We start from the raw sequence: 20,162 nt of genomic DNA, 5'->3' as shown, positions 1-20,162 counted from the left end.
CGATTGTTAGTACTGTTTTTCACGGCGAGCCGACGTGGGGTGTACTTTCGGCGCGCCTCCCACTACCGGGCTTGACAGATAGCTAAGTTCATGCCCGTGACTGGAACCGATTCAACGCCACAGGCATTTCTCGACGCAGTTGAGACGATGCACGCCGCCCAACTGCGCCCCGAAATCTCTCTGGGCACAATCCGGCCACCGCAGAAGTTGGCGCCCTATAGCCACGCAATTGGCTTGGAGGTTGCTCAGCCTGAAGTAGTTGCCATTCCCGAGACCTCGGAGGGCGATGCTTTCGGTCGACTCATCCTCCTGCATGACCCCCGCTCGGAAGAAACTTGGGATGGTTCCATGCGCCTCGTTGCTTACATCCAGGCAGACATGGATGCAGCACTGGCTGAAGATCCCCTTCTCCCCCAGGTTGCCTGGCAGTGGCTTACTGAAGCCTTCGAGGAAAACGGGGCCTCGTACAGCAGCCTGGGCGGTACGGTTACCACCACGAACTCTGTCCGTTACGGAGACATCGGCGGTAAGCCCCAGGCCTTTCAGGTCGAGATGCGCGCGTCCTGGACCGCGGGCGATAATGACCTCACAGCTCACGTCGAGTCCTTCGCCCAGGTACTGGCAAATGTCGCGGGGCTGCCGCCGGTCGGCGTCACGGTCCTAGGCAAGTAGTCCCCGCCCGACTGTATATCGCCTTGTATAACGCAGACTCCGAGCGAAGCGGCCCTTCTGTCCGTAAAATTCCCGTTCGGTTAAAGCCCGTGGACGGCACTCCTGAGGTGCTGGTCGAGGAAGCGGATATCCTCGCCGCAGGGCAAGCTCTGGCGCGAGGCACCGGATGGCTCGCCGTTGACACCGAACGAGCATCTGCCTATCGGTACGATGACCGCGCGTTTCTCATCCAGTTGCGAAGGCGAAACGCCGGCACTTTCCTCATCGACCCTGAAAAAGGCAGGTCGGCCGTCGGCAAGCTGGCGGAGTACCTCAACAAGTTGACTTGGATTATCCATGCGGCACCGTCTGATTTGCCCTGTCTCGCAGCTCTCGGTCTCTATCCGAGCTCGCTCATCGATACCGAGCTGGCCGGCAGAATTCTCGGGGTTCAGCGGGCTAATTTAGCTGCCCTCACCGAGGATTTCCTCGGAATCGGCTTGGCAAAAGGCCACGGCCGCGAGGATTGGTCCCTGCGCCCGTTACCCTCCGACTGGCTCGACTATGCCGCTCTCGACGTGGAGCTGTTAGACGAGTTGGCGCAGGTGCTTACCGACGCTCTCAGAGAACGTGACCGTTTCGAATGGCTACAGCAGGAATGCGATCACATTCTTGACGAAAATAGGCGCTACCTCCAAGGCCTGGATATCGACCAGGATTGGCGCAGGCTCAAGGGTATGGGCAAGCTGCGTCAACCGAAACAGTTGAACATCGCAAGGGCTCTGTGGCGGGAGCGCGACCGCATAGCCCGCGCCCGCGACGTATCTCCCACCAAAATCCTCGGTCACCAGGTATTGCGCACTATTGCGGAGCAGGTTCCACGTTCCCCCGGCGAAATCTCGTCCATCAAGGGGTTCCCCCGACGTAAGCGCGGGGCTACGACAGCCTGGCTCCGAGTCGTCGAATCTGCTTTGCAGGAGCCTCAGTCTGATTGGCCGCTACCAGAGCGTTCGAAGCGGGGTGGCGAGATGCATTTTAAGCGGTGGATCGAGCATGAGCCCCGCGCTGCCGCACTATATGACAACGTCCACGAGGCAATCTCGGTTGCGACAGACTTCCTGGGCATTCGTGCTGATATTCTGATTACCTCCGCACAGACCCGCGACCTAGTTTGGTGGATGCATTCGATAGCCGAGAACTCCCGGCCACCGCACATCAACCGCGATTATTCCCGCAGCCTCCCCAATGTCACCGCCATCTACGACCATCTCCGTGGCCGGGGTGCCCGCCCGTGGCAGGCTGAATGTCTCTCCGAGGTTATCGGGGCACAGGTGCTACTTCCTATGCGCCAGCGCTAGGGTTGCTCCTCGAGCTATCAGTCGGCCTATACCTTGCGCTCCCACAGAGAAATAGTCTCCACGTGGTGCGTAAGTGGAAAGGCATCGACCGCCTCTAGGCGAGTCATCCGATATCCTGCGTCGGCCCAGAATCGAGCATCCCGCGCGAAGGTCGCCGGGTCGCAGCCAATGTGCACTACAGCTTTCGGGCTTGCCGACGCTATCGCCGCCACGGCCTCGTTACCAGCACCTGAACGGGGCGGATCGAGAACTACTACATCGACCGAGCAGTGCTCCGCTTTCGCCTCTGCGGCGAGTTTTCGGGCTGCGCCGGCAACTTCCCCTGTCACGAACTCGACAGGGTAACCTGCAAAAGCTTTGCGCCCGGCCGCCGACGATGCGGCGTAATTCTCCACGGAAACAACACTGACCTCAGAATTTTCCGGATAGCCCATCGCTGTGAGTAGGCCTGCAGCAAGAACGCCTGACCCACCGTAGAGGTCCCAACCAATTCTGGGCTCAAACGGCGCCAAAAGCTCCGCTACTCTGTCGGTGTAGTAGGCTGGAGCGGCTCTGTGCGCCTGCCAAAACCCAGTCGTCGGAATATCGAAGGTGATGCCGTGGATGTTCTCCTTCAACGAGGCACCGCCTTCAATGACACGCTGACGCCTGTGCCGACCGTTACCCTGTACATGGACAGCGCTGCGGTGCCCCTCTGTATCTATAGCCACATGCAGTTCACCTGGTTTACGATGCCTGCGGCTCTTACCAGCCGACTGCTCGAGCAGTACCGAACCCGGCCGGTCAAGACCTTCCAGCAGCCGTTCGTCGGCCTGGGCGCAGTCTCGTCCTATAACCAGTTCTTGAGATGCGGCCTTTCGAATTCCAGCGCGTCCAAGGTGGTCTACTCCCAGTCGGACGCGTGTCCTCCAGTGCTCAGCTGGAGCGAGGGCTCTCACCGCAATTTCGGGCAGCGAGTCAGAATCGAAGCGTCCGAGACGCCGCAGACAATCCAGAACGATTTCTCCCTTAATATCGGACGCGAAAACCGGCGAGATAAAGCCCCAATCGCAACAGCCGGCCCCAGCCTTCGCCGCAGCGCAAGGCTGCTCTACCCTGCCCGCGGACGCTTCGAGTACTTCCACGACATCGCCACGCCATAGTTTGGCATCCGGGTTGGCGATGCGAATTCGTACGGTTTCGCCCGGAATGCCACCCTTAATGAGGACGATTCGCCCGTCGTAAAGCGCGATGAATTCTCCGCCCGCGGCAGGCCGATCGACCCTAGCCTCAATAATCACTTAGCGTGCTTTCTCAAATGGTGCCACACTGGCGAAGGCCAATTAGTTCGTCGATCCGTCGGGATTAATACCCTGAGCGCCGGGCACTTCACCCGGGTTCTGAGCTGCGGCAGTCTGCTGCTGGTAAGCAGCGCGAATTTGTTCCGCCATAGCGGAAGGAAGCGTGACGGGCAGCGCCTGGCCTGCCGGCATCGGGTCCTCTCCCCGGGAAACAAAACTGCGCGCTAGAATTCCGCGTGCCACGTGAGCGAGCGCTTGCGCGTGTTCGGCTGGACCCGACGCGGTCATGCGCAGCATCCAGCGGTAGCCGTCAGCTCCGATGATGCGCATCTCCATGTCTCCGGTACGACCGATAACCTCGGTGCCCCACGGGCCACGTTCGACGTCTGCTTCGAGGCCGTCTTTCTCCAGGCCTTCGCGAATCTCTTGTGCGGAAGACTCCCACAGGCCACCAGATGTCGGAGCGGCAAATGCCACTGGCGTCACCCGGCCGAACTGAGTAGCAACATGCAGCATTGTCGGGCCCTGCGGACCCATTTCCACCTGGATATCGCCTTCGTGCGGGATTGGAAGTAGAACGGACCCCAGGTTCAGCCGGGCCTTAGCGAAGTCCGAGAAATCGTACTGGTCCGGGTGAGCGTCCTCGACATCAAAAGGACCGCCACCGGACTTCGTCAGTCGTGGCATCTCTGCGTCTTCCGCTCCAGGAACGGTCTCCAAGGAATACATCGAGTCTGTGGTTCCGGGGGCCTGCTTCATCTCCGCAGTCGCGTCGCTTTCCTGCAATACGGCTGACTGCGCTACGGGGTTTTGATTATCAGATGCCACTTCAGCAGCGTCTTTCGCCGATCCCTCCGACTTTTTACCAAATGGCCACATGACTTCTATTTACTCCTCAGCCCGATTTTTCTTCTGGACCCAAATTTTTCAAGTATTTGCTTCTAAACCTACAGGGGAGAATCGACGCCCGTCGACCCGTGTCCGCCTTCGCCACGTTCGGTCTCGTCAAGGCTGTCCACTTCTTCGAATGGCGTCAGTTCAACCTTTTGCACAACAAGTTGGGCAATGCGGTCGCCCTTTGCGATGACAATGTCTTCTTCGGGATCCAGGTTTATTAGGCAGACCTTAATCTCTCCCCGATACCCGGCGTCGACGGTTCCAGGAGCGTTAACGATTGAAAGCCCCTTTTTGAACGCGAGACCCGAACGCGGGTGCACGAGTCCCACCGTTCCAGCCGGCAAGGCGATGGCAATCCCGGTGCCTACCAGTGCACGCCGCCCCGGGCGGAGCGTAACTGGCTCGATAGCGCTGAGGTCGACTCCCGCGTCGTCGTGATGGGCCCGCTGCGGAATGACTGCGTCGTCGACGAGTTTCTTGACCTTCACTGGCTCGTATCCTGAAATGTTCGGGTTCACTTCCTATTTTCTCCATCGCAGTTGTAAAGATTGCACTCAGCGGCGGTCGTCCGCAGCATCAGTCTATCCGTAGCCTAGAATGAAGTTCTGTGAGTGGAAACGAAAACAAGCAGAATCCAGTTGCACCCGGGGCAGATGTTGGCCGGGGTTCTACAATCGCCTATTCCGAGAAACTTTGGGTGCCTTGGTGGTATTGGGTAATCGGCGCGGTAGGCGCCTTCGTGTGTACTGCTCAAATCGGTTTTAATCGCTCGCCTATCTGGCTCTTCGTGGGCGGCATCATCTGCTATGCGGTGGGAATCTGGATTCTCCTGGCGATGTCCAAGACAAGGGTTTCTGTCGAGGTTGATCCGACGGGCGAACGCTGGCTGCACGCCGGTTCTGCTGTTCTGCCGGCCTCTGTAGTCGAAAAGTCACTCGTTGTGCCGAAGTCCGCTCAGCGCAACGCACTCGGACGGCAGCTAGATCCGGCAGCCTTCCTCGTAACCCACACCTGGATTCCGGCCATGGTACTTCTCGTACTCGATGATCCGGACGACCCGACCCCGTATTGGCTCGTTTCCACCAGGAATCCAGAAAAGTTACTGGAAACCTTCTTGCCCTAAAATCTCGAAAACCCCAGCCCTGCTCTGTCTGCCCCACAGACAGTATTTGTCGGGCTTCTGGGGTCTACGAGCAAACTCAAGCTAGGCGCAGTCCTTGCAAATTGGGAAGCCGTCACCATTATCAATTGCAATCATCGAGCGGTGCATCACCATAAAGCAAGATCCGCAGGTGAATTCGTCCGCACCTTTTGGAGCGACATCGATATCGAACTCCTCGCCGGAGATATCGGCGATCGCCAGCTCGAAGGGCTCTACAATTTCCCCGTCGTCCGTGTCGTCGATTTCCTTATCCGCGGCCGCTGCCTGCAGTCCTTCGAGGGAATCGGCTTCGATCTCTTCCGCTTCGCGTCCTCGCGGGGCATCGTAATCAACGGGCATCTCTCTAACCTACTTTCCACTCTCCGACCAGGTGAATTTGGCTCGACTTCATTGCGGTGCGCCGAGACGAATATTTGCGCCGGCTTTTAACATTTCTGTGCGGATATTAAGCCAATTCACTCAATCTGTCATCTCTCCAGGTCGAAAAGCCTTTTTAGCCGTCTCGGCTGCCTTAGCACTAACATCGAAGCGTATGAGCACCGGTACGTCACGCAAGATGCCTCGAAAAGCACCCCTGCCTTACATTGCGGTCGCAGCAATATGCGTTGCTTTGGCAGTAGTTAGCTGGGTATTCGCTTTCTCGCAGCAGCCTAAGTCGTACCCAGTCTCCTGTTCTATGCCCAGCGCTGGCACGCCAGTTTCCTCAACGAGTCTCGTTGGCGTGAATTTTTCCTCGCCTTCAGAAGTACCTGTCCGAGTCTTCAACGCGAACGGTGCAACCGGTCAAGCTACCACCGTCGCCGATCAGCTACGCACTCTCGGTTTCACGCCCGATTCCGAAACCCCCTTCGGCAATGACCCACAAGTACCTGAGCAGAACCTCGAATGCTTCGGCCAGCTTCGCTTCGGAGCTGGCAACGATAGTCAGGTAGTCGCCCTCCACAGCCTGCTGCCCTGCTTTGAACTGATCCAGGATGGGCGACAGGACCCCAGTGTCGACGTATCCTTGGGAAAGGGCTTCGAAGCTCTACCGACCGGAGGCCAGATTTCCGATGCGATGTCAGCTCTTAACCGCGGCGAGCAGGTGGACAGCGCGACATTAGAAAACCTCGCGCCAAACACTTGCGGATAATCTCCCCTTAGCTGCCAGTCGAGACGCTTCGCGCCCGGTCAATCGCTTGCTCACAAGTGTCTAGAAATGTTTCTGCGATACCTATCTCACAGGCAAATACCCCGTTTTCCAAGGCATCACCGTCGCCAATCCCCTTCGCGTTGAGCGCCCCCGCTAGGACAGGCGTCTTAAGTTGCGCCCCGGCCTCTTTGGCAATTAGCGCGCCAGCGGCCCAATCCCAGATCTTTATTCCGTGCTCGTAATACGCGTCCACGGCACCTCGCGCCACTGCGCAAAGGTCCAAGGCCGCTGAGCCCATTCTGCGAATATCACGACATCGTGGAAGCAAGTACGCTGCTACTTCGCCCTGCACCCGGCGAAGATCACTCGAGTAGCTAAACCCGGTGGCGATTAACGCCTGCCCGAGACTCAGAGCCGATCCACAGCCCAAAGTTTCCCTCCGCCCGTCGGGAAACGTGAGAGTGGCCCCCTTGCCGGCAGCCGCCGAATAGGTCTCTCCCGTAGCGACATTGACGACAACACCGGCGACAATCTCGCTATCAACCGCACAGGCGATACTTACCGCATAGGCGGGTATCCCGTACAAAAAGTTAACTGTGCCGTCAATCGGATCCACGATCCAGGTTATTGGGCTCTTCCGCCCCGCCACCGAGGCGCTTCCCCGACCTTCTTCCTCCCCGAGAATCTCGCTGCCCGGGGCGAGGTTGGACAGCAGACGACGTATTAACTGCTCGGATTCCCTATCGACCACTGTCACCGGATCTACGTCAGACGACTTAGTGGCAGCAGTCGCGCTGACACCATCGTGCCCCAGTTCGTTCCGTCGTAAAGCAATATGACGAGCTGCGGCGCCGGCGACTACCACCGCGATATCGCGCAGGGCAGTAGCAGGAAGTTCAGGGGTGTCTTTTCTCGGGTCCATGCCACCCATTGTGGCCTCTTTCGTACAATTTTAGCTATGACACAACGAGTTGGATTTGGTATCGACGTCGGGGGCTCCGGGATTAAGGGAGGCCGGGTTGACCTCGACACGGGTCTCCTCATTGGCGATCGCATCAAGATTTTGACGCCAAAACCCGCGACCCCCGATGCTGTGGCAAAAACAATCGCGGAAATTGTGAAGATTGCGCAGTGGGATGGCCACGTCGGAATTACACTGCCCTCGGTGGTCCAGAACCAGACAGCACTTCTCGCCGCAAACATCGACGGTTCCTGGGTAAATACCGACTGCCAGAAGCTTTTCTCTGCCCACCTACCCAATAACCCAGCGCATGTGCTTAACGACGCCGATGCCGCCGGCCTTGCCGAAGTACAGTTCGGCAACCCAGAGAACAAAACGGGATCCGTAATGCTCCTGACATTCGGCACTGGAATCGGATCTGCGCTAATTCACGATGGAAAATTGTACCCGAATTCCGAACTCGGCCATTTGGTGATCGATGGCACAGAAGCTGAGCATTATGCCTCCTCCAAGGCCAAGGAGGACAAAGACCTCAGCTACAAGAAGTGGGCGAAGAGAGTTTCGAAGGTGCTCTCGGTGTATGAGGCACTCTTCTGGCCATCCAAGTTCATTGTGGGTGGCGGCATCAGCCGTAAGCATGAGAAATGGGTTCCTCTGCTGACCTGTAAGACTCCAGTAGAACCGGCGACACTGCACAATAACGCCGGAATCGCAGGAGCAGCATTGGCGGCTGAACAGGGACTTTACCCCTAAGCCAAAATCTGCAAGCCACAGCAGTCGTGGCCGCTTCCTGCGCCAAATAACTCAATTGGTTTACAATGGGGAGTTGACTCACGGCAAGGTTGAATAATCATTGAATAATCAACAGGTTCCGAATAAACCTCGGGAACATAATGCAACTATCAATCCGTGGCACGACAAAGAGCCAGTGAAAGAGCTAATCATAGACCTCTGACACTGGCCGAAGACGAAGTTTAAGCACAGGGACAGCTCCCAAAAACTAGGAAAGCGTTTCTGGGCGCACAACGTAGATCGTGAAAGGGCGTTCGTGGCAGGCAACGAACCGGAGCAGGCACAAGACCGGACCGCCGAAGGTGGCACCGGTTCCGCTACCCCTGCAAAGAAAGCTGTGAAGAAGGCCATCAAGAAGGCCGTCAAAAAGACCACCGCTAAGAAGGCCGTGGCCAAAAAGACGGTCGCGAAGAAGTCTGCGGCAAAGAAGACGGCTAAGAAGACAACAGCTAAAAAGGCTGCGGCTAAGAAGACGACCAAGAAGGCCGTCAGGAAAACTGCTGCCAAGAAGGCCGCTGCCAAGAAGGCCGCTGCTGAGGCCACCTCCGCAAAGGCCAAGGACTCGCAGGCTCTCGAGGCAACTGAGAACGACGAGTTGGAAGAAGACGAGGACCTGGAGCAGGATTACTCGCCAGATCTCGATGATGAAGACCTGGACGATGACCTGGATCATGGCCATCTCGACGATGACGACCTCGATGACGACGATCTCGATGACGACCTCGATCATGAGCACCTCGACGACGATGAGGACGAAGAAGACGACGAGGACGAGGACGAGGGCGAGGAGGTCTGGAATGAGGACGAGTCCGCCCGCCTGCGCCAGGCTCGTAAAGACGCCGCGCTTACCGCTTCCGCAGACTCCGTCCGCGCTTACCTGAAGCAGATCGGCAAGGTAGCGCTTCTGACCGCAGAGGAAGAAGTAAGCCTCGCGAAGCGGATTGAAGCCGGCTTGTACGCTCAATACAAGATTGATGAGGCCAAAGATTCGGGCCAGCGCCTTGCCTATGCACAGAAGCGCGATTTGCGTGAAATCTCTCGTGACGGCCAACGCGCAAAGAATCATCTCCTCGAGGCGAACCTCCGTCTCGTTGTTTCACTCGCTAAGCGCTATACCGGTCGCGGTATGGCTTTCCTCGATTTGATTCAGGAAGGCAACCTCGGCTTGATTCGCGCGGTCGAGAAGTTCGACTACACCAAGGGCTACAAGTTCTCCACGTACGCGACCTGGTGGATTCGACAGGCCATCACGCGCGCTATGGCAGATCAAGCCCGCACTATCCGTATCCCGGTCCACATGGTCGAGGTCATTAACAAGCTCGGTCGTATCCAGCGTGAGCTCCTGCAGGATCTGGGTCGTGAACCCACTCCGGAGGAGCTGGCGAAGGAGATGGACATCACCGAGGAAAAGGTCCTCGAGATTCAACAGTACGCCCGCGAGCCCATTTCTCTCGACCAGACTATTGGTGACGAGGGCGATAGCCAGCTCGGCGACTTCATTGAGGATTCCGAGGCAGTTATCGCCGTCGATGCGGTCAGCTTTACACTACTGCAGGACCAGCTTGGTGACGTTCTCGAGACGCTCTCCGAGCGTGAAGCCGGCGTCGTTCGACTCCGCTTTGGTCTTACCGACGGCATGCCACGTACGCTCGACGAGATTGGCCAGGTATACGGCGTCACTCGTGAGCGTATCCGGCAGATTGAGTCCAAGACGATGTCCAAGTTGCGCCACCCGTCGCGCTCCCAGGTACTCCGTGACTATCTGGAGTAGTTCACCGACAATCAGCGCTTACTAGCGCTTTCACAACGCAAAAGGTGCTCCTGCCCCGGGAAGATTCCGAGGCAGGAGCACCTTTTTCTATCCAGGTCGGCCCCAAACGAGGCCGACCGGCCGGTACGCTAAAACGCGACGCCGAAGACCCACTGGAGCAGGGTCATGGATGCGAGCGAGATAACGACCAGGGCAATGACGTTGAGCCAAACGCCAGCCTTGACCATGTTCGCCATGCTGACGTAACCGGAGCCGTAAGCGATTGCATTCGGCGGAGTTGCCACTGGCATCATGAAGGCTGAGGTCGCAGCGAGCGCAACTGGAACTGCGAAGAGCATCTGATCGTAGCCCAGGCCGATAGCCATCGCTCCAACGAGCGGGAGGAATGTAGCAGCGGTCGCTGTGTTCGAGGTGAACTCGGTCAGGAAAAGCACAACAGCGCCGACGATGACAATCAGTGCGACAACCGGCATCCAGCCGAGCGTGGAGAGTTGCTCACCAATCCAATCGGACAATCCGGACTCGCCGAACTGGTGGGAAAGCGCTAGACCGCCACCGAAGAGCAGCAGCACGCCCCACGGCAACTCGAGAGCGTTTTCCCAACGCATCAGCTTCACGCCATCTTTGCCTCCGGGGATGATGAACAGCGCGATGCCCACGGCCATGGCAATCACGGCATCTGCAATCTTGGTATCCGGGAGTACAACGGGCACGAACACCCATGCCAGTGCAGCGACAAAGAATACGAGCAGCACTCGAGTTTCGCCTGCCGACATCTTGCCGAGACGTTTTAGCTCTTTGCGCATCAGATCTCGGCCACCGGGGATATGATCAATTTCCGGTTTGAACAAAACACTGGTGAGCAGAAACCACGCCGCCAGCATGAGAACAACCGCTACGGGGACGCCAATTAGCATCCACTGTCCGAAACCGATATTTACACCCTGCTCGGACATATACGCCGCGAGCATCGCGTTCGGTGGAGTGCCGATGATGGTACCTAAGGAGCCAATGGATGCGGCGTATGCGATACCCAGCATCAGGCCGACACCGAAATTCGACTTTGGCATAGGATCGTAGGACTCGGAAGTGCCTGCAGAATTCGAGGAATCGACGTCGGTCGGGCTCTCTGCTTTCTTTTCAGAGTGCAGAAGTCGAACGATGAGACTCAGCACCGAAACGCCAATTGGCAGCATCATGACCGCGGTGGCCGTATTTGACACCCACATGGACAAGAAGCCCGTTGCAATCATGAAGCCGAGAATCAGCATCTTGGGTGAGGACCCCATGATGACGAGAACCCAGAGCGCAACCCGCTTGTGCAGATTCCAGCGCTGCATGGCCAGCGCTAGGAGAAAGCCGCCCATGAATAGGAAGATTGTCGGGCTGGTGTACTTGCCGGAGAAGTCCTTGATATCAGCGATATTCATTATTGGGAACAGCGCCAACGGCAGCAGCGCTGTGACCGCAATCGGAATCGCTTCTGACATCCACCACACCGCCATCAGCACGGTTATTGCAGCGGTTGCGCGCAGTTCGTATGCCAAGTCGCTCGGCATGAGTAAAAATACCGCAAGCGCTAAGACAATTCCGAGGCCGAGCCCCGTGCGCTTCCGGAACAGATCGCGGGGCAGGTCTCCTCGATCCTGCTGTCCCTCGGACAATTCTGATGCGTCATCACGCACTGACATTTGTGCCACTTTGCACTCCCCTAATCGGCGTTCGTAGGAGGTTCACCATTTCTCCGGAACTGGGTAGTCCGGAGGTACCACAATGAGGGTAAAACCTGACCCTATAACCATATCGGACACTGTGAAAAAGATTGTTTTCGGATTAAAGGCGTCTAATAAAATGGCAGGTTATATTGGTTCATTCGCAAATTTGGGGGTAGCCGACTTAGAAATTTAAAACTGTTGAACTCTAGCCCCTCGGCCATTGGGCACAAAGCGCCCCCAGCACAGGCGCACACCCAGCATCAGCGGTTATCTTTTGGGGCCATCTGTACCGGTTTCATTGGAGATACACTGCTGGTACTCGGCCGCGGTGTGGTCCAGGTGGTCGCACTTTTGCAGTGCCGCGTTCGCCACAACAAGCAGTGCCGCCGACACCGCGATGGCCGCCAGGCCAGTGATTACGCCAATAAGGCCCAAGCCAAAGGCGCCTGCAGTTCGCGCCTCTCGGCCCGCTGCGGCGACTCGTCGCTTCGCCCCCACAGACTTAACGATGGCAATGACGCCCAAGACAATCGCCACCACGCCGATGACTCCGCCGATAAGAGCCCAAGAAAGTAGCAGGCCGCCTATGCCGAGCACGAGCGCGGTCAGTCCAAGATTCCGGCCGACCGCCGACCCATCAATTCCATCCGGACCATACGTATCGCGAACGTCGATCAGCTGCTCTTCGTTCGACCTGTTTCGGTTCATCGCCATCGCACTACCCTACCATCTGCGCAGGTAGTCAATGCGGTCACGTAGCTGCTGCTCGCTGCACAGCGCTGTCGGTGGCCCGCCGCACGCCCGCCTAACCTCATTGTGGACCTGTCCGTGAGGTCGCCCCGTTCGCGCTGCGGTCATGGATACCAAGGTGTTCAGTTCCTTTCGCAACTTCGGCAGCACTTCGCTCGCCACCTTCTGGGGACGCGGATAGGCGGACCCCTCAATCCGGGTTACCGGGCCTTCGCTTGACGACGCCGCAGACGCGCCCGAACCTTCGGCGTTACGCGCTTCCTTTTCACGTGCCGAGGCCGCTTTAAGCTGCTCCTCTTGGCGTTGCTGTAACAAAGTCCGCATTTGTTCCGCGTCCAACAGGCCGGGAAGACCCAGGTAATCAGCCTCTTCCGCAGAGCCCGCGATGGTCGCGGTGCCGTAGGAGGAGCCGTCGTAAATTAGATAGTCCAACTCCGCATCGGCGCCGAGGGACTCATACGACGGCAGTAGTTCGTCCGGCTCATCCTTAGTGCGATTGGCCTCTGCGACGAGGTCGTCTTCCCACCCCTCCGAGGGGCGGTCCGGCTGGCCTAGGACATGGTTACGCTGTACTTCCATCTGCGAGGCCAGGTCCAAGAGAACGGGGATGGACGGAAGGAACACAGAAGCAGTTTCCCCTGGCATCCGGCTTCGCACGAATCGGCCAATGGCCTGTGCGAAAAACAAGGGCGTAGAGGAGCTCGTCGCGTAAATCCCCACAGCTAGGCGAGGAACATCGACACCCTCGGAGACCATGCGGACCGCGACCATCCACTCGTCTGTCGATTCGGAGAAAGTCTTAATCCTCTCGGAAGAGCCGGGTTCGTCGGAGAGTACGAGCGCAACCGGAGTGGATGCGACCTGTTCGAGAATTTTTTTATACGCGCGAGCCGTCGCCGCATCGGTGGCGATAATGAGTCCACCGGCATCCGGGATATGCTGTCGCATCTGGGTTAGACGCGTGTGAGCCGCGCGAATGACCGAGGGCATCCAGTCTCCCTTGGGATCCAGAGCAGTGCGCCACGCCCTTGTGGTTTCTTCAGGGCTCATGACAGTACCGAGGCGAGCCGCGAACTCCTCGCCGGCACTGTCCCGCCAGCGGGCCTCACCGGAGTACGCCAAGAACACCACGGGACGGACTACGCCGTCAGCAAGGGCGTTCGAGTAGCCGTACGTGTAGTCGGCCGCGGACTTCAGGTGTCCGTCGGCGTCCGGGACGTAGCGGACGAACGGAATCGCGGCATCATCCGAGCGGAACGGGGTTCCGGTAAGACAAAGGCGGCGCTCGACATCGCCGTAGGCCTCAGAGATACCCTCGCCCCAGCTCTTGGCATCACCACCGTGGTGCACCTCATCGAGAATGACCAGGGTAGGCCGCGCGTTGGCGACCGCATGGTGTTTGTATGGGTGGACCGCCACCTGAGCGTAGGTCACTACGATTCCCTGGTAAGCCGGGTTAACCACACCCTTTGCGTTGGTGAAGTTGGGATCCAACGCAATCCCCGAAAATGCGGCAGAAGCGGACCACTGAACCTTGAGGTGTTCCGTCGGCACTACGACAATGACGCGCTCGACGATGCGACGGGACAGCAATTCATTCGCAATCCGAAGTGCAAACGTCGTCTTGCCCGCACCCGGCGTCGCGACCGCGAGAAAATCCTTTGGGTTTGTGGCTAAGTATTTATCGAGTGCTTCCTGCTGCCATTTACGTAGCCCGCTCACTTGCGACGTAGGGACTTGTAGATGCGCTCACAGTCGGGGCACACCGGCGATCCTGGTTTCGCTGACTTCTTCACGGGGAAGGTCTCGCCGCAGAGAGCAACCACATAGGCACCAGAAACCGCCGAGCTCACAATTTGGTCCTTCTTCACGTAGTGGAAGAACTTAGGAGTGTCATCCCTCGTCGACTCATCGACGCGGGTATCGGTGCGTTCAATCGTCTTGGTGGTCTTAAGTGGAGTGCTCACACCTTAGTATTTTGCCCCATCTGTCAAACGCTTCCCACTTCGCGGGTCTTAACTCGGTAGATGCGACTGCGGGGCGTATGGTTAGAAATCATGGCGCGAATCAGAAATCGCAGAGGGAGAAAGAGCACCGCCGCGTTGATTACCGACGCGCGCGGCTCCCTGATTCGCAATTACGACCACCGCAAGCACACCTACGCCATTTTGCAGTGGTCCCGCATTCCTCTACTTCTCCTTTCCGGCGTTTTCTACATGTGGTGGCACCTGCCTTGGTTGGCCGCCATTTTCATGATTGTTTCCATACCGATGCCCTGGATCGCAGTCGTGATTGCCAACGGCGTCGGGGAGCCTGCGGACAAGCGCCAGCCCCGTGTGTACAAACCGGCGGTGGTCCGGGAACAGAATCGCCGTTGGGAGGAACAGCAGCGGAAGAAAGGCCTCGTCGCGCAGACGCCGTTGGCTCTCGGCTACATCGACTCTGACTCCCCTACCAATAATCCCACCCCACCCCCACCTAACGACGGTTCCGATGCCGGTTTCTCAGCCGAGTCTTTCCCTCGCGACGGCCGCACGATTCAGCCTCCTGACTGTGAGGTCATCGACATGCCAGAGGACTTGCCGGGGCCCGGTAGCGAGGCGACGGACTAAGCCTAACTGCTCCCGCGCAGCCTAGAGCAACCAGTACAAGCTGGCGACCACCGATGTAATACCCCAAAGGAACTTATGAGCGACACCCGGAACGCAGCCACGCCCTCAAGCTCCCTGGCTTTTATTCCCCCAACGGATGAGCAGGTAGACCGCTTCGCCGAATTCTCCTTCGATTTAGCATCGGCACTTGGAGCCATTGGTTATAGCTCCGCGGGGCTGCAACGATTACTTGGCGAAGAGGGGCTCAGCGCCCTTAATCGGGGCGAACCGGGGATAGTCTCCTACGTGCTGGATTGCGCTTCGCAAGAGGCCTCTTTCGACGACGCGTCGGCTGACCGGAAGCTAATCGACGCTTTTCGACTATTCATACTCGGCGATCCCGTCGACTGCTCAGCAATTTTCGACAGCGGCCTTCTAGAAAATCTCGTCGATTCGGGCATCCTTCTGGCCACCGAGGAAAACAGCCATGTAGCCTGCATTGATGTCAGACCGGTAACAGTCTCAGGATGTGAACGGCTGGTCTTTTCAGACCGCGATGCCTCTATGTCCGACCATGTTCCAGGCCCCAATCATGTCCTGGGCGTGGGCCGCGCGTCGCGTTCGTTGTTGGATATTTCACCCAACTCCCACGTCGGTACCGTACTGGATCTCGGTGCAGGCTGCGGAGTACAAAGCCTCGGACAGTTCGATGCCGATAGCGTTACTGCCACAGATGTGCATCCGCGCGCTAACTCATACGCCCGGGCAACTTTCGCCGCCGCCGGACTGAACAACATTGAAGTGAAGGAAGGCTCGTGGTTCGAACCTGTGGAGGGTCAGCGCTTCGACCGTATAGTGGCTAACCCACCTTTTGTCGTCGGTATGCCGAGCGTTGAGCACGTGTACCGCGATTCCGGCCTAAACCTCGACGGCGCAACCGAGCTGATGCTCCGCTCGCTTGCCGATCACCTCAACGACAACGGCACCGCTCACCTTCTCGGTGCGTGGGTTCACCGGGAGGGCGAGCCCTGGCAAAGCAGGCTTGCGTCCTGGCTGCCCTCCGACGGCCTAGAAGTATGGGTTACTCAGCGCGATGTCGCCTCGCCTACCGAGTACATCGACACCTGGCTCCGCGACGAATCCATCGATCCGCGCTCACCCCTGGGCCGCCGCCGAGCCGCCGAGTGGCTCCGCCACTTCAAGCACGAAGGAGTAACGGGAATTGGGTTCGGATACATCACCGTCCAGCAAATCGACGGCCCGACGTCCGCACTCTGCGAGGAGATGCCACAACCTCTCGCCGGCCCATTCGCGCAGGAGGCCGAAGAATACCTCGGCCGCGCCGCCTGGCTGCGCCGCCAAACTCCCGCGTCGATACTCACAGATTGCTACCGCGTTCGCCCCGGGGTGGCCATAGAGAGAGTCTCGCTTGCCGACGCTGTAAACGCTCAGGGCTTCAACGAATACGACACGCGAATTTCACGTACGGATGGCCCTGCGTGGAGCCATTCCATCGATGAAGTCCTAGCCAGCGTTATCGGCTCTCTTCATCCCGACGCCGCGCTTGAGTCCGTAATCGACATTATGGACATGCTGGGCGCGTTTGGCGACTCAGGTGTCGCTGAGATCAAAGAGGCGGTCGTGCCGTTGATTGTGGATTTGATTCGCCACGGAATTGTTTTGCCGATGGAGGTTTTGGACTGATGAAAGCCGTATTGACACGAGTTAAAAGCGCAACCGTAACCGTCGACGGCGAGGTTGTCGGCCACGTCGATGGCGCAGAGACGGGCGCAATCCTCGCCCTTGTCGGCGTCGGCAAGCAGGATTCCGATGACGCATGGGAGATCATGACCCGTAAAATCGCCGAGCTGCGAATCTTGGACGGAGAGCTGAGCGCGGTGGATGCAGGAGCGCCCGTCCTTGTTGTCAGCCAGTTCACTTTAATGGGTGAAACAAAGAAGGGTCGCCGCCCATCGTGGGTTAATGCGGCACCGGGTGAGGTTGCGGAACCAGTGATTGAGAAAATCGTCGAAGAGCTTCGGAAGCGCGGCCTTCAGGTCGAGACTGGCTCCTTTGGCGCAATGATGGAAGTTTCATCGGTCAACGATGGTCCCTTTACAGTCCTTGTAGAATGCTGACCACCCCCACCCCTTTCTCTATCAAAACCTTTTTATTGACTTTTAGTTTCTTCAACGGGAACAATCGAACTAACTCGCGCGTTAGACATAGTGAGTTCATCGACATCCAGGAGGCACATTCATGAAAAATGCCGACATTCAAACGGACGAACTGGAAGAGCAGCCGCGTGACCGCGGCCGCCGTAGTGGCAACAACAGCAATCCTGCGGCAGATCTAGTCCGCGTCTATTTGAACGGAATCGGCAAGACGGCCCTCCTTAGCGCGGAGGAGGAGGTTGAACTCTCCAAACGAATCGAGGCTGGCGTTTACGCGGAACACCTGCTGGAGTCCGGGGCGAAGCTGACTCGCGCGATGAAGCGTGATGTCAAGATCATCGCCAAGGAAGGCAAGGCAGCTCGTTCACACCTCCTGGAAGCGAACCTCAGGCTGGTAGTTTCCCTAGCTAAGCGCTACACCGGCCGCGGAATGCCCCTGCTGGACCTAATTCAGGAGGGAAACCTCGGACTGATTAGGGCCATGGAAAAGTTCGATTACACCAAGGGCTTCAAGTTCTCGACCTACGCCACCTGGTGGATTCGTCAGGCAATTACACGGGGTATGGCTGACCAGTCGCGCACCATCCGTCTCCCAGTCCATCTGGTAGAGCAGGTCAACAAGATTTCGCGGATTAAGCGTGAGCTCTACCAGCAGCTTGGCAGAGAAGCTACTAATGAGGAACTGTCTGAAGAGTCCGGCATTTCCGAGAACAAGATTGAGATGCTTCTGCGCCAGTCTCGCGATCCGGTGAGCCTAGACATGCCGGTTGGCACCGATGAGGAAGCACCTCTTGGCGATTTCATCGAGGATTCTGAGGCTACCGACGCGGAAGAGGCCGTGGTTGCGTCGCTCCGCCATCACGATGTCCGCAAGGTTCTTTCCACTCTGGAGATCCGGGAGCAGGAAGTTATTAAACTTCGCTATGGTTTGGACGACGGTCTCCCCCGGACGCTTGACCAAATTGGTCGACACTTCGGGCTTTCGCGCGAACGTGTTCGTCAGATTGAGCGCGAGGTTATGGCCAAGTTGCGTGACGGTGATCGCGCTGCCAAACTGCGCGAATACGCCAAGTAAAAACCTTAAATCTTTATCGCGACGGCACTCGGATTTCCGGATTCGGGCCGTCGCTTTGGCGTTTTCCCGGTGTCTCACTCCCGGCACCCGGGAATTTGGTTATCCTATACATAAGTCTTTTTATTTTAGTACTGCGTTATCGGAGGACAACGTGAGGGATTTGGTCGATACCACGGAAATGTACTTACGTACTATTTTCGAGCTCGAGGAGGAGGGCATCACCCCGCTTCGAGCACGCATCGCTGAGCGGCTGGAGCAGTCGGGCCCCACGGTTAGCCAAACGGTCGCCCGCATGGAGCGCGATGGTCTTCTGGTCGTCGCACCAGACCGAAGCCTCCAGTTGTCGGAACAGGGCCGGAAGCAGGCTACCGCAGTTATGCGTAAGCATCGGCTGGCGGAGCGCCTGCTTACAGACATTATTGGGCTCGAATGGGACAAGGTTCACGACGAGGCTTGCCGTTGGGAGCACGTTATGAGCGACGAGGTGGAGCGGAAACTTCTTAAGGTTCTCGACAACCACACCGAATCGCCTTTCGGAAACCCAATCCCCGGACTTTCTGAAATTGGTGGAGAGAACGAGACCCAAGCACCCGACAACGTCCAGCGCCTATCTGATTTGGCGGTGGGTGAACACTCCATTCACGTTATCCAGATCAATGAGATTCTTCAGGTTGAGCAGAGCTACATGAAGCGCTTGCACAAGGCCGGAATTCTCCCCGGGGCCGATGCCGAAGCCGAAGTTTCGCTGGGTCGAGTTACGTTGCTCCGTGGCGATCATTCCCTCGACATTCCTGATTCCCTCTCGCACGCAATTATGGTGGTTGTCAAATGAAACTTCTCGTAACAGGAGGTGCCGGGTACGTCGGCAGCGTATGTTCAGCTGTCCTGCTGGACCAAGGCCATGACGTAACTATCATCGATAATTTCTCCACCGGTAATGCTGAGGCAGTCCCGGAAGGGGCAACGCTCGTCGAAGGAACCGTCGAGGGCAAGGCTTTCGAAGTCTTGTCTTCTGATTCTTTCGATGGAGTAATCCATTTTGCGGCAATGTCCCTGGTTGGAGAATCCGTCGAGAAACCGGCGGAGTACTGGCGTAATAACGTTGGCCAGACTCTTAACCTGCTTGATGCAATGCGCGATACGGAAACTCGAAACCTCGTATTCTCCTCGTCGGCTGCCACATACGGTGAACCCGAGAAGACTCCCATTACGGAGGATATGCCGACCTCACCCACTAACCCGTACGGTGCCACCAAACTGGCGATGGATTACGCGATTTCTTCTTACGCAAAGGCCTACAACATTGGGGCAACTAGCCTGCGCTACTTCAACGTCGCCGGAGCGTGGGGTGGCTTGGGCGAGAATCGCGAGGTAGAAACCCACCTTATCCCGCTCGTTCTCCAGGTTGCTCTCGGCCATCGCGAAAAGATTATGGTTTTCGGCGATGACTGGCCAACTCCTGACGGCACTGCGGTTCGCGATTACATTCACGTCAAGGACCTCGCTGATGCACACTTGCTTGCATTAGAGTCCAACAAACCGGGACAGCACCGAATCTTTAACCTCGGTTCTGGCGATGGCTTTTCTGTTCGCCAGGTCATCGATACGTGCCGCAAGGTCACTGGCCTAAATATTCCGGCTGAAGACGCTCCGCGCCGTGCAGGAGATCCTGCAACGCTGATTGCTTCATCCGCTCGTGCCATGCAGGAATTGGGCTGGCAGCCGCAGCTCACAGATCTTGAAACAATTGTGGCCGACGCTTGGGAGTACACCCGGGCACTAGGTTCCCGAGCGCACTCCGCTCGGCGAAAGATTAATTAAGACACCTCGCTGTCTTGCGCCTGATGCCCCGC

The 20,162-nt window shown here is 57.6% G+C and carries 21 protein-coding genes; 12 read left to right on the top strand and 9 right to left on the bottom strand.

Annotated elements, in window-relative coordinates:
* Nucleotides 1-90: 90 nt before the first annotated feature.
* Entirely contained in the window at nt 91-672 is a 582-nt protein-coding gene (locus CLAC_RS05645; protein ID WP_053412068.1) for a DUF3000 domain-containing protein, read from the top strand.
* 89 nt (nt 673-761) lie between these two features.
* Nucleotides 762-2,009: an HRDC domain-containing protein gene (locus CLAC_RS05640; RefSeq protein ID WP_245621994.1), complete on the top strand. Its 1,248-nt coding sequence runs from the start codon at nt 762-764 to the stop codon at nt 2,007-2,009.
* Between the two features lie 26 nt (nt 2,010-2,035).
* On the opposite strand, the gene CLAC_RS05635 is transcribed toward CLAC_RS05640, so the two are convergent.
* The 3 genes from CLAC_RS05635 to dut all read right to left on the bottom strand — a co-directional run bounded on the left by CLAC_RS05635 (nt 2,036) and on the right by dut (nt 4,692).
* Nucleotides 2,036-3,289 (bottom strand): class I SAM-dependent RNA methyltransferase, encoded by a 1,254-nt coding sequence (locus CLAC_RS05635; protein WP_053412066.1) that lies wholly within the window; start codon nt 3,287-3,289, stop codon nt 2,036-2,038.
* A gap of 42 nt (nt 3,290-3,331) precedes the next feature.
* Nucleotides 3,332-4,168: a DUF3710 domain-containing protein gene (locus CLAC_RS05630; protein ID WP_053412065.1), complete on the bottom strand. Its 837-nt coding sequence runs from the start codon at nt 4,166-4,168 to the stop codon at nt 3,332-3,334.
* Nucleotides 4,169-4,236: 68 nt separating this feature from the next.
* On the bottom strand, nt 4,237-4,692 hold the full coding sequence (gene dut / locus CLAC_RS05625) for a dUTP diphosphatase (protein ID WP_053413300.1): 456 nt from the start codon (nt 4,690-4,692) through the stop codon (nt 4,237-4,239).
* Between the two features lie 101 nt (nt 4,693-4,793).
* Here dut and CLAC_RS05620 point away from each other — a divergent pair, with 101 nt between their 5' ends.
* Nucleotides 4,794-5,309 (top strand): DUF3093 domain-containing protein, encoded by a 516-nt coding sequence (locus CLAC_RS05620; protein ID WP_053412064.1) that lies wholly within the window; start codon nt 4,794-4,796, stop codon nt 5,307-5,309.
* A gap of 81 nt (nt 5,310-5,390) precedes the next feature.
* On the opposite strand, the gene CLAC_RS05615 is transcribed toward CLAC_RS05620, so the two are convergent.
* Nucleotides 5,391-5,687: a DUF4193 family protein gene (locus tag CLAC_RS05615; RefSeq protein WP_053412063.1), complete on the bottom strand. Its 297-nt coding sequence runs from the start codon at nt 5,685-5,687 to the stop codon at nt 5,391-5,393.
* A gap of 193 nt (nt 5,688-5,880) precedes the next feature.
* On the opposite strand from CLAC_RS05615, the gene cei reads away from it, so the two are divergent.
* Complete coding sequence (gene cei / locus CLAC_RS12295) at nt 5,881-6,480, top strand: envelope integrity protein Cei (protein ID WP_082313150.1); 600 nt, start codon at nt 5,881-5,883, stop codon at nt 6,478-6,480.
* Between the two features lie 7 nt (nt 6,481-6,487).
* Here cei and CLAC_RS05610 read toward each other — a convergent pair whose 3' ends face one another.
* Nucleotides 6,488-7,402 (bottom strand): inositol monophosphatase family protein, encoded by a 915-nt coding sequence (locus CLAC_RS05610; protein WP_082313530.1) that lies wholly within the window; start codon nt 7,400-7,402, stop codon nt 6,488-6,490.
* 36 nt (nt 7,403-7,438) lie between these two features.
* Here CLAC_RS05610 and ppgK point away from each other — a divergent pair, with 36 nt between their 5' ends.
* Both ppgK and CLAC_RS05600 read left to right on the top strand, forming a co-directional pair.
* Nucleotides 7,439-8,194, top strand: coding sequence for a polyphosphate--glucose phosphotransferase (gene ppgK, locus CLAC_RS05605; protein ID WP_053412061.1), 756 nt, complete (start codon nt 7,439-7,441; stop codon nt 8,192-8,194).
* A gap of 295 nt (nt 8,195-8,489) precedes the next feature.
* Nucleotides 8,490-10,004 carry an RNA polymerase sigma factor gene (locus CLAC_RS05600; protein WP_053412060.1) on the top strand — a complete coding sequence of 505 codons (1,515 nt, stop codon included), beginning with the start codon at nt 8,490-8,492 and terminating at the stop codon, nt 10,002-10,004.
* Nucleotides 10,005-10,132: 128 nt separating this feature from the next.
* On the opposite strand, the gene CLAC_RS05595 is transcribed toward CLAC_RS05600, so the two are convergent.
* The 4 genes from CLAC_RS05595 to CLAC_RS05580 all read right to left on the bottom strand — a co-directional run bounded on the left by CLAC_RS05595 (nt 10,133) and on the right by CLAC_RS05580 (nt 14,436).
* Entirely contained in the window at nt 10,133-11,695 is a 1,563-nt protein-coding gene (locus tag CLAC_RS05595; protein ID WP_245621993.1) for an SLC13 family permease, read from the bottom strand.
* Nucleotides 11,696-11,986: 291 nt separating this feature from the next.
* Nucleotides 11,987-12,427 (bottom strand): hypothetical protein, encoded by a 441-nt coding sequence (locus tag CLAC_RS05590; RefSeq protein WP_156324782.1) that lies wholly within the window; start codon nt 12,425-12,427, stop codon nt 11,987-11,989.
* Nucleotides 12,428-12,442: 15 nt separating this feature from the next.
* Nucleotides 12,443-14,191, bottom strand: a complete 1,749-nt coding sequence (locus CLAC_RS05585) for a DEAD/DEAH box helicase (RefSeq protein WP_053412057.1) — start codon at nt 14,189-14,191, stop codon at nt 12,443-12,445.
* Nucleotides 14,188-14,436, bottom strand: a complete 249-nt coding sequence (locus tag CLAC_RS05580; protein WP_053412056.1) for a DUF3039 domain-containing protein — start codon at nt 14,434-14,436, stop codon at nt 14,188-14,190. Before CLAC_RS05580 ends, CLAC_RS05585 begins: the two co-directional genes overlap by 4 nt.
* A gap of 90 nt (nt 14,437-14,526) precedes the next feature.
* Between CLAC_RS05580 and CLAC_RS12935 the strand changes: the two genes are divergently transcribed.
* The 6 genes from CLAC_RS12935 (at nt 14,527) to galE (ending at nt 20,130) form a co-directional block, all read left to right on the top strand.
* Nucleotides 14,527-15,081, top strand: a complete 555-nt coding sequence (locus CLAC_RS12935; protein WP_082313148.1) for a DUF3099 domain-containing protein — start codon at nt 14,527-14,529, stop codon at nt 15,079-15,081.
* Nucleotides 15,082-15,156: 75 nt separating this feature from the next.
* Entirely contained in the window at nt 15,157-16,764 is a 1,608-nt protein-coding gene (locus CLAC_RS05570) for a DUF7782 domain-containing protein (RefSeq protein ID WP_053412055.1), read from the top strand.
* Entirely contained in the window at nt 16,764-17,198 is a 435-nt protein-coding gene (gene dtd / locus CLAC_RS05565; RefSeq protein WP_053412054.1) for a D-aminoacyl-tRNA deacylase, read from the top strand. The genes CLAC_RS05570 and dtd overlap by 1 nt, the downstream gene beginning before the upstream one ends.
* 121 nt (nt 17,199-17,319) lie before the next feature.
* Complete coding sequence (locus CLAC_RS05560) at nt 17,320-18,309, top strand: sigma-70 family RNA polymerase sigma factor (protein ID WP_053412053.1); 990 nt, start codon at nt 17,320-17,322, stop codon at nt 18,307-18,309.
* Nucleotides 18,310-18,460: 151 nt separating this feature from the next.
* On the top strand, nt 18,461-19,141 hold the full coding sequence (locus CLAC_RS05555; protein ID WP_053412052.1) for an iron-dependent transcriptional repressor DtxR: 681 nt from the start codon (nt 18,461-18,463) through the stop codon (nt 19,139-19,141).
* A complete protein-coding gene (galE, locus tag CLAC_RS05550; RefSeq protein ID WP_053412051.1) occupies nt 19,138-20,130 on the top strand; it encodes a UDP-glucose 4-epimerase GalE in 993 nt (330 codons plus the stop codon). Before CLAC_RS05555 ends, galE begins: the two co-directional genes overlap by 4 nt.
* Nucleotides 20,131-20,162: the final 32 nt, after the last annotated feature.

The sequence above is a fragment of the Corynebacterium lactis RW2-5 genome, from assembly GCF_001274895.1.
Classification (GTDB): Bacteria; Actinomycetota; Actinomycetes; order Mycobacteriales; family Mycobacteriaceae; genus Corynebacterium; species Corynebacterium lactis.
This window is presented reverse-complemented; position numbering and strand designations above follow the sequence as displayed.